Raw genomic sequence first — 13,426 nt, forward strand, 5'->3', positions numbered from 1 at the left:
AATCGAAGACGCTCATCCATGACCGAAGTCTCTCTCCACGGCATCTACACCTCCCGATAAAGTCGGAAAGTGTAACCCATGTCTCCGGTACGATTTGTCACCTATCTCTCAGGTCGCACACAAACCATCCAAGTCCAATAACCCCCATCAGGGGTTAAAGCCGTTGGTACTGCGCGAATCAAGGCGTGCAGCAGCTGCAGCGGCCGCTCGAGCGGTCGCCGCTCGCCACGGAAACGATGCTCCTCATCCGACCATCACGAAGCCGCGCCCATCGCCGCCGAGCAACCCTCTCGATCACGAACAGCACCGCAAATGAGGGACGCAATGGCGGGATCAACAGGATTGTAGACGATCAGGCTGAGATCCGGTCGACCATCAATCAAGAAGCTCGAATATTCAAGGTCGATCTCTCCAAAGATCGGATGGGTAATTCGCTTCGTGCCGTCGCCTGAGGTCGCAATATCATTTTCTTCCCACAGAGCTTTAAACTCTGCGCTTTTCGCGCACATTTCCTGCACAAGATCCGCGATTTCGAAGGTTGCGCCAGCCCGCGCGGCGTCCGCGCGAAAGGCACCTACGACAAAGCGTGCCATGACCTCCCAATTGTGCTGGGCATGGCGTATGCCGGACTGTCCGAACAAGAGCCGGAGCACATTTCTTTGCTTGGGCTCCAATGCGCCATAATCCGTCATCACAATCGTCGCCGCGCGGTTCCATGCCACAATATCCCACGTGGCTGTCCGGATGAGGGCAGGGCTGGTTTCCAAGGTCTCTATGAAACGCTGCAGCCGGGGGCTGACACCTTCTGAACCTCTGTAGCGGACCTCAGGCGGCCGACCGAGCGCCAGCATGAAGAGGTGCTCTCTCTCGGGTTCGGTGAGCATGAGGCCTTTTGCGATCCGGTCGAGGACGTCTGCGGAGGGAGCGCCGCCGCGACCCTGCTCAAGCCATGTATACCATGTTGCGCTGATATTGGCACGCTGAGCGACTTCTTCCCGGCGTAAGCCGGGGGTGCGGCGCCGTCCCGAAAAGCCAAAAGTTAAGGGATCAAGCCGGCTGCGTCTGTCCCTCAGAAATTTCCCGAGATGATTTGTGCTTACGGTCATCCTGTTAAGCCTTATAATAGGATAAGATCACTACTTTAATAGCATAGTGGTAGCGTGATTATGCTCTCCAAATCAACAGGAGACAGATCATGCGTATCTTCCTTACCGGCGCCACGGGCTTCATTGGTTCAGCAATCATTCCAGAGCTTTTAAAAGCCGGCCATGAGGTTGTTGGGACAGCGCGCTCCTCAGAGGGAATGCAACGCCTTTCCGAGGGCGGGATCACTGCATACCGCGCGGATCTCGATGAGCCTGGAACGTTCCGTGCTGGCGCCGAGCATGCCGATGCCATTATTCATACGGCGTTCGACCATAACTTTACACGGTTCGTGGACAACTGTGAAAAAGACCGACGTGTGATCACAGTCCTTGGTGAGGCGCTTCTCGGCTCGAACCGGCCTTTGCTGATTACATCTGGAACCGGAATGGGAAACGCCCATTTTGGTGAACTCGCCCGAGAAGATGTCTTCAATCGAGACCACCCCAATCCCAGAATCGCCTCGGAACTCGCTGGGCAGGCTCTCCTGGAGCAGGGTGTGAATGTTTCAGTGGTTCGCCTGCCTCAGGTTCATAATCCCTTCAAGCAAGGCTTGATTAGCCCATTCATCGAGATAGCCCGCGATAAAGGGATGGTTGGTTATGTGGGCGAAGGCAAAAACCGATTTTCGGCAGCGCATCTGTCAGATGTTGCCCTTCTTTATCGTCTTGCCATCGAGCGAGGTGAGAAAGGAGCGCGATACCACGCCGTGGACGAGGAGGGCGTCGCTATGCGGCAGATTGCAGAGGTGCTCGGTGAGGTGCTCGATCTTCCTGTTGTTTCCGTTCCGGCCGAAGATGCCGGGGATCATTTCGGTTGGATGGCAATTTTCATGGGGATGGACTTTCCGGCATCGAGCGCCAAGACGCGTGAGGTCCTTGGATGGAATCCCGTTGGACCGAGCCTCGTTGAGGATCTTCGTGCGATGAAGGCACATATGCCGGCATAATCTGGATTGAGTGCGTGGCATTTTCTCAAGAGAAGCGGATATAGCTGCAAGATACTGAATGTGCCCGCACTTCATTCGCTGAGCGCGGGCGCATCCATGACTCAGAAAAGTCTTTGCAGGGACACTTGCTGTTTATCTTGCATAGGCTGAGGCGATGGCGAGGCTGACATGCCTTGCCTGGACCCGGATATCCGGGACAGCGGTGATTTCCCAGAACTGGCCGGCGGTCAATGCGCCGACGGCATAGATATTCTTCTGAACAATGCCATCAGATGCAAGGATGCGAGAATCGCGATCGACCGCGATACCAAGCCCGAGCGGGTCTGCTTCTATCATACCGAGGTTCCGCATTTCCTTCAAAAGAGGGGAATGATCGATGCCGGCCCGCTCCATACCTGTGCAATTAACGACGATATCGGTACTGAAGCTCTCCACGATTTGCGTGCGCCGCTTGCGATACGAGATTTCGAGGCGGTCGTCGTGTTGATCGACCCTCGTCAGGTAGCCGGCATGCATTTTAAGGACAGCCTGATCGCGCAGAGCCTGAAAGCGATCGAACACATCGGGGGCGACACGATGGCGGTGGATATTCCACCAAGGCAGCGCATGCCGCAGGAAGCGCGATTTTTCGACCGGGTCGAGTTGCTGCCATATCTTCTGCGTGATCGGCCTCAGCCCGTCCATCACACTGCGCCAATCCTCGCTGGCGCTCGCCTTGTCGCGCAGATGTCGGAGCAGCTTGCTGATCGTCCAAGGCAGGGGAGGCAGTCGAGGGTCAGTGGCAGGGCTGTGGTTGCGGTGATGACCGAGGGGGGCAAGGCCGCGCCGCGAAAGAACGTTGATGTTCCCCTTATGACCGCGCGCACGCAGCGCCAGAACCTGATCAATCATCGTCAGGCCCGATCCGAGGATCGTCACATCATCATGGGGAGCGACACGCCGAAGCCACGAAAGACGCCATGGGTTCTTGACGATCTTGCTCCTCATGGAGGTGGTCAGGCCGTCAAAGGCAAGCGGAAGGGGTGCATTGCCGAGACCAAGACAGAGGACGACGTAGCGGCCTGCGATCTGATCTCCATTATCCAGCGAAAATGCGGTGGAGGCTGCATAACGTTCTATGCATCCTGTCGCCTTGGCCTTGATGAAGTCAACGCGACATCGTGAAGCGCGAGGACGCAGAATTCCTGCCAGACTATCGCGAACATAGAGGCCGTAGTCAGCGCGTGATGCAAAGTCGCCTGCTTTCACGTGCCGCCCATGCCGCTCTAACCAAGCCACGAAATCATCCGGGCGATCCGGGAAAAGGCTCATACGCGCGGCAGGGACATTCAGCCTATGGAGGTAAAGCTCGGTTCGATAGGCCGTGCCGCGCCCAAAGCCGGGATCATCACCAACAATGCCGATGGCAGCATCGGGCGGTAGGGACTCGATGAGGTTGCAGGCGACAGCGATCGCCGAAAAACCGGAACCTACGACAAGCACATCGTAGAGCATTGGACCTCCTGCTGCTTTGCACATGGCCGGCGCAGTTGCGGTGCGCCACGTTCCATGCAAAGTCCTTTGCCTTGACGTCTGGCGTTGGGCTCCATCGCCTTCACGCCGCCCCTTGCTTTCATGTTACGGCATTGTAGTCGACAGAGCCCTATTCCCGATTTACTCAGGCGGACGGCTGCTTGGTCTTTCGAAGATAGGGCAGGACCGTTTCGTAACTACCGAATTTTTTCACAGCATCTTCATTTGAAACGGCTGCGGTGATGATGACGTCGTCCCCATGCTGCCAGTTGGCAGGCGTCGCGACCTGATGCTTGGAGGTAAGCTGGATCGAGTCGATAGCGCGCAGGATTTCAGCAAAGTTGCGGCCGGTGGTCATGGGGTAGGTGAGGATCAGCTTGATCTTCTTGTCGGGGCCGATCACGAACACCGAGCGTACGGTCGCATTGTCAGCCGGTGTGCGGCCTTCGGAGCTTTCGCCCGCGCCGGCAGGCAGCATGTCGTAAAGCTTTGCGACTTTCAGATCCTTGTCGCCAATCAAGGGATAGTCGACATCAAAGCCGGTCGCGACCTTGATGTCGCTTTTCCATTTGCCATGGCTTTCAACAGGGTCGACGGAAATACCGATAATCTTAACCCCCCGCTTGCGGAACTCACCTTCCAACCCCGCCATTGCCCCGAGTTCGGTGGTGCAGACAGGCGTAAAATTCTTTGGATGCGAAAAGAGAACCGCCCAACCATCACCGATCCAGTCATGAAAGCGGATAAGACCTTGGGTGGTTTCGGCTTCAAAATCCGGCCCGATATCATTGATGCGAAGGCTCATATGGCTCTTCCTTCCAGCTGTTGAATGTTCCAAGTCGGGTGCTCGTCCGCAGCGCTCCCGTAAGCCTCTTGATATGGAGAAGATAAACAGCGCTGACAACCACCTGACGTCGATCGATGAGCGCCGCAGCTTTGCGCTGCATGGTTCATCCTACAAGCGTGGGGGATTAGCGCCCCACAAGCGTGGCATGTCTGCACGATATGCCTCACAAAAAGACGGCTGGCGATGCAGCAAGGCGAGGCCTTGGGCGAGGGCGACATTTGAGCTTTTCCAAGAAAGAATAGCCGCTCGGCCACCGTCCAAAGCCGCTTGCCTTGTTGATATGGCCGGCAAGCCCGATGTTGCGCAGTTCCCCACCCCACAGGCGCGCGAAAAACGTCAAACGTTCCAGTGACATGTAGTGGTCGTTAAGGCTGCCGATGACCATGGTCGGGAAAGGCAGGCGCGCCGTCGGCATCGTGGAAAATCCGATATGACCCGGATGAAGCTTTTCGGTTGCCGGCAAATCACAGGGGGCCACCAGCAACGCGCCGCGTACCCGTCTGGCCGCCGGCCTCTCGGCAAGATGTGCGGTAATAAGGCACCCGAGACTATGGGCGACAATATAGGCGCTCCCAGCGCTTTCCAAAGCTTCTTCCAGCCGGAAGAGCCAGGGCTGCAGGCGCGGATGATTCCAATCCTCCTGCTCGACGATAAGGCTTTCCGGCCGTTCGGCAAGCCAATAGCGTTGCCAGTGACCATCATCCGAGCCGAACAGGCCTGGCAGGAGAAGCGTTGTCATATCGACGGTCCTTGTCTTCTCACAAGCGATCAATAACACGTTTCGGCCCTGCTATCTGCAGCGCGTTCGCGACTTTAATCCAAGGCTCCACTCGCCAAGATCGGAAGCCTCCAATCTCTGCCGCACGTTCGTCTGATTGATGGCACTACGACCATAGACCTGGAATACCGCCCCAATAAAAAGGCTCGCGCTCCCGTTTATCGGCGAGGCTGGCGTTGCTCTTGTAGGTTTGTTGGTTTTGCGTGAGCGGCAACGGCTCGGGTAGTCTCAGTCTGCTGATCGCACGTCCTATTGTAAGCAAGAAAGACGACATCTTTTTCCTCTGTTTCTTGTAGCCCGCCGGAGTGCTATTCAGCTGCGACCAACACTTCGTTCTGCTTCGGGAAAAAGGCTGATAGTTCGCCAACCGCGTCGTCGATGCGCTGTGAGAGCGCTTCAGATGAGATGCGGTAGTCTGTGAAATCACGATCCGACGCATAGATGGCGGTCGGCAAGGTCCGCGCGGTAAAGAAGCCAAAAAGCGGACGCAGTTGATGCTCGACTATCAATGCATGACGTTCACCGCCGCCCGTGGCCGTGATGATAATCGGTTTTCCCCTGAGCTCCAGCGGATCGATGAGGTCGATGAGATGCTTGAACAGCCCTGGATAGGAGCCTTTATAGGTCGGAGAGCCGATGATCAGCGCGTCCGCCGCAACAATATCGGCAAGGACACTCTGCGCCTGCACATCAAGCTGCCCGCGCCAAAGTGACGTGCCAAGCGAAGGGCCGACATCGGCAAGGTCATAGACCACCTGCGTGAAGCCATAGGCATTCGATGCAAGCTTGGCTGTATGGCTTACGAGCGAATATGTTTTCGAGGGCCGGTTGAAGCTTCCGGCGATACCAACCAATTTTAGGGCCATTGTGGGTTCCTCTGTTTGACGGACCCAATATTGTCTATAAAAATAGTCGATAAAAGAAAAACTGGTCTAATCTTTCCGCTTTGCGCGCAATGGCTGTTCTGACATGTGCCGATTGGCCGCGTGTCGAGCCCTAACGCTTTGCTGCAAGGAACCTTTGCCTTGCCCGAAAGTTGAAAGGCAGAAAATGTTTCGCGTTGGGAGAAGCCTTATATGGCGGCCAGAGCAAGCTGGAAGGGGCAGCTGAAATTCGACGATATCGCCTGCGCCATTGGTCTTTATACAGGTGTCTCGTCCTCCGATCATGTTTCTTTCAACATCGTCAACCGGCGCACCGGTCATCGCGTCGAACGGCAATATGTTGACAGCGACACCGGCAAGCCAGTGCCGCGCGAAGACCAGATTCGCGGCTATCAACTCGACAACGGCGATTACTTGCGTGTTGAGGCGGAAGAGATCGCCTCGATCGTGCCGAACAGCGACAAGGTATTGCATCTCGAGCGGTTTATCCCTCATGCGAAGATGGATACGCTTTATCTCGAAAAACCCTATTATATTGTCCCGACCGATGAGGAGAGCGCAGAGGATCTTGCGCTAATGGCGCGTGCTTTGAAAGACGCAAAGGTGGCGGGCCTTGCCGAAGCCGTCCTGTTCCGGCGCAACCGCAAGCTCCTTGTTTATCCGCAGGGAGAGGCGCTGATCGGCGTGATGCTGAAATTCGATTACGAAGTGCGCCAGCCGGCGCCGGTCTTCCGGAATATTCCGGACATCCATTTCGACAAGGAAATGCTGCAGCTTGCAGGCCATATCATCGAAACGAAGAAGGGAAGCTTCGATCCGGCTTCCTATGAGGATCGGTATGAGACGGCCTTGATCGAGCTTGTGAAGGCCAAGCTAGAGGGCAAAGCCGCGCCAAAGAAAAAGCGCAAGAGCCAGGAGAAGGTCGTCGATCTTATGGAGGCCCTCCGCGAAAGCGCGAAGATGGCTGGCAAGAGCAATGCATCCGGAAAGCGCAAGACAAAGGCTTCTGCCGGGCGCACCGGTTCTTCGACTAACCGGAAAGCGAGCTGACCATGGCGCTCGAGACCTACAACAGCAAACGCAATTTCGACCTCACGCCAGAGCCACGCGGCGGACGCCAAAAATCTGCCGGCAACAGCTTCGTCATTCAAAAGCATGATGCGCGACGGCTTCACTATGATTTCCGTTTGGAAATGGACGGCGTGCTGAAGAGCTGGGCAGTCACAAAAGGTCCGAGCCTTGATCCCAACGAGAAGCGGCTTGCCGTTCATGTCGAGGATCATCCCCTCTCCTATGGAGATTTCGAAGGGATCATTCCGAAGGGGCAATATGGCGGTGGTACTGTAATCGTCTGGGACCGCGGCACATGGAAGCCAGTCGGCGATGCCAAAAAAGGCTATTCAAAAGGACATCTCGAATTCGAACTCGACGGGGACAAGCTGCGCGGACGCTGGCATTTGGTGCGCATGCATCCGAGGCCCGGCGAAAAGCGTGAAAACTGGCTTTTGATCAAGGCGGATGATGAAGAGGCGCGTCCTGACAGCGCTGCCGAAATATTAGAAGAGCGTCCCGAGTCCGCCAAGACAGGCAGGACAGTCGAGGAGGTGGCGGAACATCCCAATGATGTCTGGAACTCCAAGGAGACGTCGAAGACGAAAAAGCCGGGCTCAAGAGCCGGTTTCAAGGCCGCGTCCGTAAAGTCAAGTCCATCCGACCTGCCAAAAGGCGCCAAGCAGTCGCCCCTTCCTAATTTTATCGAACCGGTCCTAGCAAAGCTGAAGCCTAAGCCGCCGACTGGCGATCGCTGGCTCCATGAGATCAAGTTCGATGGTTACAGGCTCCAGGTGCGGATTGAGCAGGGCAAGGTCACGATGCTGACCCGAAGCGGTCTTGATTGGACCGACCGGTTTGGCCCAGAGATGGCGTCGGCGTTCAACGCTCTTGATGTCAAGACCGCCCTCATCGATGGGGAATTGGTGGTAGAGCGCAGCAATGGCGCCTCAGATTTTTCAGCCCTTCAGCATGATCTTAGCGAGGGCCGCACTGACCGATTCGTGTTTTATGCGTTCGATCTGCTCTATCTTGATGGCTTCGATCTGACCAGCTGCCCACTGATCGAGCGGAAGCATCGCCTTCAGGCCGTCATTTCTGACGGCGGCAGGCTCCGCTATAGCGCTCATTTCAACGAGACCGGAGGTATGGTTCTTGATCATGCCTGTCGCCTCAGCCTGGAAGGCGTCATCTCCAAGCAGCGGGACAGCAAGTATGTCTCGGGAAGGGGCGGTGACTGGATTAAATCGAAATGTGCGGAACGCCAGGAATTTGTGATCGGCGGCTACGTGATCTCAAGCAGTGCGACGGGAGCGATCGGTTCTCTGGCGTTAGGCGTTCAGGAGAAAAACGGCCTGCGCCATGTTGGGCGCGTTGGAACCGGCTTTAGCGCGGAAGTCGCTCGTTCGCTTTTTGCGCGATTGTCGAAGCTGGAAGAAAAGAAAAGCCCATTTGCTGACAAACTTACGGCAGATGAGAGGCGTGGGCTTGTTTATGTGAAGCCAGAACTCGTTGCCGAAATCGAGTTTCGTGCTTGGTCTGCCGATGGTAATTTGCGGCATGCCTCGTTCCGTGGCTTGCGTGAGGATAAGGCGGCCAAAGACGTGGTTCAGGAAGCAAAGCCAACAAACTCCAGGCCCGCGCCGACTTCGTCTGTCCGTCTCACGCATCCCGACCGTCTCTACTGGCCGGATGACGGCGTGACGAAACAAGGGTTGGTCGACTATTATGCTCAGGTCTGGCGGTTCATGGCTCCCTATGTCGTTAACAGGCCTCTATCGCTCCTCAGGCTCCCCGACGGCATAACCGGGAAACAGCGCTTTTTCCAAAAGCACGGTTGGAAAGGCATGAATAAAAGCATCCAAGAGATCACCGATCCGAAGGATAGATCCGGCCCGAAACTTTTGCGTATCACCGATTTTGATGGACTTGTCGCGCTTGTTCAATCGGGTGTTTTGGAGGTTCATCCTTGGGGCGGCACGACCAGCCATTGGGAAAAACCCGATATGATCACCATGGACCTTGATCCTGGCGATGACGTTTCGTGGGCTGAAATCATTTCCGCCGCCGAAGAGATCAAGGCGCGTCTTGAGGAGGCAGGTTTGGCGGCCTTCGTCAAAACCTCGGGTGGCAAGGGTCTGCATGTCGTTACACCCCTGGCTCCAAAGGCAAGCTGGACGGACGTGAAGGCTTTTGCGAAGCAGTTGGCAGATGAGATGGCCTCAGACGATCCTGCGCATTTCATCGCCAAGGCAACGAAGGCCGGCCGAAAAGGAAAGATTTTTGTCGACTATCTGCGCAACGGCCGCGGTAGCACCGCGGTTGCGCCTTATTCGACGCGGGCACGTCCTGGTGCGCCGGTCTCCATGCCTTTAGCATGGGCTGAACTCAGCGATGACGTGGGACCGGCTTATTTCACCGTCGCAAATTCGCCAGCCCGGGTGAACGGCCTTGCCCACGACGCTTGGGAAGATTTTTTTGCTGCTGCGCGTCCTTTGGAAAAGAAGTCGAGAAAGTAAAAGAGCCGGTCTTAACGGCGGTTGGTTCCGCTCTTTTCGGACTGCAGACTTTTCTTCAACGCATCCATGATATTGATGACGTTGCCGGTTGATTTCACCGGCGCGCGTTTCGATTTCGCTGCGCGCTTTGGCAGTTCTTTTTCCTTTGCGCGAAGCAGACTTTTCAGCCTGCGTTGAACTGGATCCTGCGCAAGCTTAGGAGACCATTCTTCCGTCTTGTCTTTGATCTGCGCCTTCAGCGCTGCCAAAACCTTCCGGTCCGCCTTTGCTGTAGCGTCGATTTCGACTGGAGCATCCCTTACTTCGGCGCTGTAGCGCAGGGTCCACAAAATGATCCCCTTGCCCTGCGGCTGCAGAAGCACGGCATGTTCTCTCCTGTAAAGAACGAGGCGAGCGATGCCGACGACGCCACTAACGCGCATTGCCTCGCGGATCACGCAAAAAGCCTCTGTTCCGACTTTATCGGTAGGAGCAAGAAAATGCGGCCGGTCGTACCAGCGCCAGTCGATCGATCCCGCCGGCACGAAGTTGTCGATATCGATGGTCCGCGTGCTTTCGATGCCGGCCGCTTCAATCTCGTCGTCCTCAATCAGGACATAGTCATTTTCGCCGCGCGGATAGCCTTTGACCTCGTCTCGATCCGAAACCGGTTTGCCGGTCACGCTATCGACGTATCGGCTTTCGACACGGTGCCCTGTCTTGCGGTTGAGGACATGAAACCGGACTTTGCTGCTCTCTGTGGTCGCCGGCGTCAAAGAAACGGCCGCTGTCACCAGCGACAACTTCAGATAGCCTTTCCAGAAGATCTGTCCCGCCATGATTAGCCCCCACTCTTCTTTTCTTGCGTCGGGTCGAGTTCGGGGTAATGCCGAAATATACCCTCCTCGTTAAAGGCAAGGCGTCTTGGGGAGGCGAGATAGGCTGCTACCCGCGGCCGACTTGCTATTTTTTCCCACAGTTGTCTGAGATTGGGAATGATCGCGGCATGCCTCGCCATCGCGTTGGGAAACGCGTAGTCAAGCCCCTCGATCAATTGGAACAGCGACAAGTCGACGTAGGAAACCTCTTCGCCAAAAACGTAAGGAGCTGAGTGGCCGGGCTTTCCGAGAATGCTGTCGAAGTAACTCAGGAACTTTGGCAAGCGTTCATTACAGAACACAGAGCTCCGTTTCTTCGCCGCCTCTTTCTGATCCTCATAATAAAGTGAGGAAGCAATGGGATGATGCGTGTCGTGAATTTCAGTTACGAAATCCGCGACTGTCAACTGCAAGCCGTGAGCAAGGTGCTGGTTACCTTCGTCCGATGGCGCAAGATGGTGCCGCTTGCCAAGGTAAAGCAAGATGTTGGCGACGTGCGAGATCGTCAGTGGGCCATGCTTTAAAAACGGCGGTGCGAAAGGAGTGATGCCTGGCTGATCGTTTGCCATCTTTTCCATCATGGGATCGTGGCCACGCTCTCGCGTCACATCCACATACTCAGCGCCGGCGTCCTCCAAAGCGAGCCTTACAAACTCGCCGCGCCCCTGAATGCCGTCCCAATAATAGAGCTCATAGCTCATCGTAGACCTCGAAAAAGAAAATTGGCCTGTCGCTTGGCTGTCCAATGATTCGAAAAGCCTTCGCTGCCCTTATTAATGGGCGGCGTGGTGTTCGTTCTTTTTGCGGGTCGCGGCCGCCTTCTTGGCTGAGGCAGAGCGCGCTGCTGCTGGTCTTGCGGCAGAAGCCTCGCCACCCTTTTCGCCGCCCTTCTTTGAGGAGGCGTGATTGTCCGCCTGGCCGCGTCCCGAACCGGACTTGTTACCGCCGCCACTTTCCTTGTTGACCGTTGCCCAAGCTCGTTTCTCTGCTTCTTTTTCGGACACACCGCGGCTCTCATAGCTATCTTCGATATGTTGAGCTTTGCGCTTTTGCTTTTCGGTGTACGACGATTTGTCTCCCTGCGGCATGGCAAGCCTCCTCGTTGAGTGACAGTATGTGTCAGAAAAACAGGAGCGAGACGCAAAAGTTCCGTCAGTGGATATGACGTGCTAAATGCTGATCGTTAACGACTTCCACCGGCAATTAGCAAGCTTTTAACTAAAATTGTTAGTATTACTGGCGGCGCAGGAGCCCCCTTGATAGGGTGCCCGCGATTGGCCGCTAACAGCGAGGCGACTATTGCATTGATGGCGCAGCGGAAACTTTTTTGCTGCCCATCATGGAGAAGTGTCTTGTTGTAGCGCGCTGGCTGTGCTTTTCAGGCACCAGAAGTTTTTGGGGCAGCGGCTATCTGAGCTGTTGCCGTTCGACAGACAGGGAAATGCCGCTTGGTTCGTCGTATAGGTGTCGTAGCGCTTTGCCTCACGGTTGCTGGCTGTCAGGCAGTTCCTGGCCAGGGTCCTGTGGCAGGAAGAATCAATGAAGACGCCGGTCGTTCCGCTCAGGAGCTTGGTCGCCGGAACGCTGCCGTTTTCGATATCGTCGACGTCGATCGACGCTCTGCCGATCTCGTCTCCAGCTATGTTGCAACGGCGCTGAACCGCAAATTCGGCATTGGCGGCGGCGTCGGCCGCGTTACGATCGGTGTGGGCGACCACCTCAAGGTGTCGATCTTCGAAGCCGGTTCAGACGGGCTGTTCTCGACGTCCGAATCGAAGCAAACCGGTCTTGATGTTGTCGTTCAGCCAGATGGCAAGGTTGCGATTCCTTATGCTGGATCTGTTACCTTTGCAGGAAGGACGCTTGAGGAAGCCCGAAAGGCTGTTCTCGCTTCGCTTGCCAATAAAGCCGTCGAACCGGATGTTATCGTCACAAGCGTAGAGACCGCCTCGCGTAATGTCACTGTGTCGGGCGCAGTCCAGAAATCGGCGGTCGTACCGCTCAGTCTCGTCGGCGAAAAGATTACGGAAGTCATTGCCAAGGCTGGCGGTCCGGCCGCACAGCCTTACGAAACCTACGTGACGCTCGTACGCGGCAAGCGGACGGGAACAGCGCTTCTGAAATCAATTATCGAAAACCCGAGCGAGAATATCTACGTTCAGCCGGGCGACCAGATTTTCGTCCAGCAGACGCCTCGGACATTCACTCTGCTTGGCACGGCGCGCAACAATACCCGCAAAGAGTTCGGGTCTAACGACCTCAATCTTCTGGAGGCCGTTGCACTCGGTGGTGGCGGTGAGGATACGACGACGGATGCCAAGGGCTATTTCTTGTTCAGATATGAAGAGCCCGATGTAGTCATGAGCCTCCTCGGCACACAGCGTTTCCATCAAATGCTTGCCAAAGGCATGGCTGCCGACCGCGACGGACGTTACCCAATCGTCTATCGATTTGATATGACGCATCCGGACAGCCTTCTCGTTGGGCAGACATTCCCAGTCAAGAATCGTGACGTCATCTACGTCTCGCGTCATCCAGCGGTCGATCTGACGAAGTTCCTGGGAATCGTTGGCGCTCCACTTGGAATCGCAGCAGGCGGCGCAACGGTTGCGGCGACGGTAAAATAGAGAACAGGTCTCAACGTAGATCCTGGACTTCTGCTCGGATTTTGAGCAGCTTTACTTTTTGATATTAAGTAGTTGCATAGGTCGAGCGGCCGGAAAGGGCCGCTGAAAACGTGTTTGCGGCGCTGCAGTACGTCCCAGAGTTGACGCTTCCGTTGCACGACGAAACAACTTTTTCGATGACAACATGCCGCAACTGTGATGTTAAGCAGGATGGCCTTGTTGCAACGGCCTGCTTGACGTGAAGAACCGTAATGACATCG

General features: G+C 55.8%; 13 protein-coding genes. 4 read left to right on the top strand and 9 right to left on the bottom strand.

Going from position 1 to position 13,426, the window contains the following annotated elements:
- Nucleotides 1-254 precede the first annotated feature (254 nt).
- Nucleotides 255-1,106, bottom strand: a complete 852-nt coding sequence (locus VQ830_RS21755) for a helix-turn-helix transcriptional regulator (protein ID WP_337270251.1) — start codon at nt 1,104-1,106, stop codon at nt 255-257.
- Between the two features lie 89 nt (nt 1,107-1,195).
- Here VQ830_RS21755 and VQ830_RS21760 point away from each other — a divergent pair, with 89 nt between their 5' ends.
- A complete protein-coding gene (locus tag VQ830_RS21760; protein WP_337270252.1) occupies nt 1,196-2,092 on the top strand; it encodes an SDR family oxidoreductase in 897 nt (298 codons plus the stop codon).
- Nucleotides 2,093-2,224: 132 nt separating this feature from the next.
- Here VQ830_RS21760 and VQ830_RS21765 read toward each other — a convergent pair whose 3' ends face one another.
- From VQ830_RS21765 to msuE, 5 genes are all read right to left on the bottom strand, one after another.
- Nucleotides 2,225-3,586, bottom strand: a complete 1,362-nt coding sequence (locus VQ830_RS21765; RefSeq protein ID WP_337270253.1) for an FAD/NAD(P)-binding protein — start codon at nt 3,584-3,586, stop codon at nt 2,225-2,227.
- A gap of 163 nt (nt 3,587-3,749) precedes the next feature.
- Nucleotides 3,750-4,409: a peroxiredoxin gene (locus tag VQ830_RS21770; protein WP_337270254.1), complete on the bottom strand. Its 660-nt coding sequence runs from the start codon at nt 4,407-4,409 to the stop codon at nt 3,750-3,752.
- A complete protein-coding gene (locus tag VQ830_RS21775) occupies nt 4,390-4,551 on the bottom strand; it encodes a hypothetical protein (protein ID WP_337270255.1) in 162 nt (53 codons plus the stop codon). Before VQ830_RS21775 ends, VQ830_RS21770 begins: the two co-directional genes overlap by 20 nt.
- 63 nt (nt 4,552-4,614) lie before the next feature.
- Complete coding sequence (locus VQ830_RS21780; RefSeq protein ID WP_337270256.1) at nt 4,615-5,190, bottom strand: RBBP9/YdeN family alpha/beta hydrolase; 576 nt, start codon at nt 5,188-5,190, stop codon at nt 4,615-4,617.
- A gap of 347 nt (nt 5,191-5,537) precedes the next feature.
- The gene (gene msuE / locus VQ830_RS21785) at nt 5,538-6,095 is read right to left on the bottom strand and encodes an FMN reductase (RefSeq protein ID WP_337270257.1); all 558 of its coding nucleotides are present in this window, start codon (nt 6,093-6,095) and stop codon (nt 5,538-5,540) included.
- A 210-nt stretch (nt 6,096-6,305) separates the two neighbouring features.
- Between msuE and ku (VQ830_RS21790) the strand changes: the two genes are divergently transcribed.
- Together ku (VQ830_RS21790) and ligD are read left to right on the top strand one after the other, a co-directional pair.
- Nucleotides 6,306-7,163, top strand: a complete 858-nt coding sequence (gene ku, locus VQ830_RS21790; protein ID WP_337270258.1) for a non-homologous end joining protein Ku — start codon at nt 6,306-6,308, stop codon at nt 7,161-7,163.
- Between the two features lie 2 nt (nt 7,164-7,165).
- On the top strand, nt 7,166-9,682 hold the full coding sequence (ligD, locus tag VQ830_RS21795; protein WP_337270259.1) for a DNA ligase D: 2,517 nt from the start codon (nt 7,166-7,168) through the stop codon (nt 9,680-9,682).
- A gap of 11 nt (nt 9,683-9,693) precedes the next feature.
- Here ligD and ku (VQ830_RS21800) read toward each other — a convergent pair whose 3' ends face one another.
- The 3 genes from ku (VQ830_RS21800) to VQ830_RS21810 all read right to left on the bottom strand — a co-directional run bounded on the left by ku (VQ830_RS21800) (nt 9,694) and on the right by VQ830_RS21810 (nt 11,627).
- The gene (ku, locus tag VQ830_RS21800; RefSeq protein ID WP_337270260.1) at nt 9,694-10,500 is read right to left on the bottom strand and encodes a non-homologous end joining protein Ku; all 807 of its coding nucleotides are present in this window, start codon (nt 10,498-10,500) and stop codon (nt 9,694-9,696) included.
- 2 nt (nt 10,501-10,502) lie between these two features.
- On the bottom strand, nt 10,503-11,240 hold the full coding sequence (locus VQ830_RS21805; protein ID WP_337270261.1) for a glutathione S-transferase: 738 nt from the start codon (nt 11,238-11,240) through the stop codon (nt 10,503-10,505).
- A gap of 72 nt (nt 11,241-11,312) precedes the next feature.
- Nucleotides 11,313-11,627: a plasmid stabilization protein gene (locus tag VQ830_RS21810; protein WP_337270262.1), complete on the bottom strand. Its 315-nt coding sequence runs from the start codon at nt 11,625-11,627 to the stop codon at nt 11,313-11,315.
- A 360-nt stretch (nt 11,628-11,987) separates the two neighbouring features.
- On the opposite strand from VQ830_RS21810, the gene VQ830_RS21815 reads away from it, so the two are divergent.
- Nucleotides 11,988-13,166, top strand: coding sequence for a polysaccharide biosynthesis/export family protein (locus VQ830_RS21815; RefSeq protein ID WP_337270263.1), 1,179 nt, complete (start codon nt 11,988-11,990; stop codon nt 13,164-13,166).
- The last annotated feature ends 260 nt before the right edge of the window (nt 13,167-13,426 follow it).

This window comes from Oryzifoliimicrobium ureilyticum, from assembly GCF_037199735.1.
GTDB classification, from domain to species: Bacteria; Pseudomonadota; Alphaproteobacteria; order Rhizobiales; family Rhizobiaceae; genus Rhizobium; species Rhizobium ureilyticus.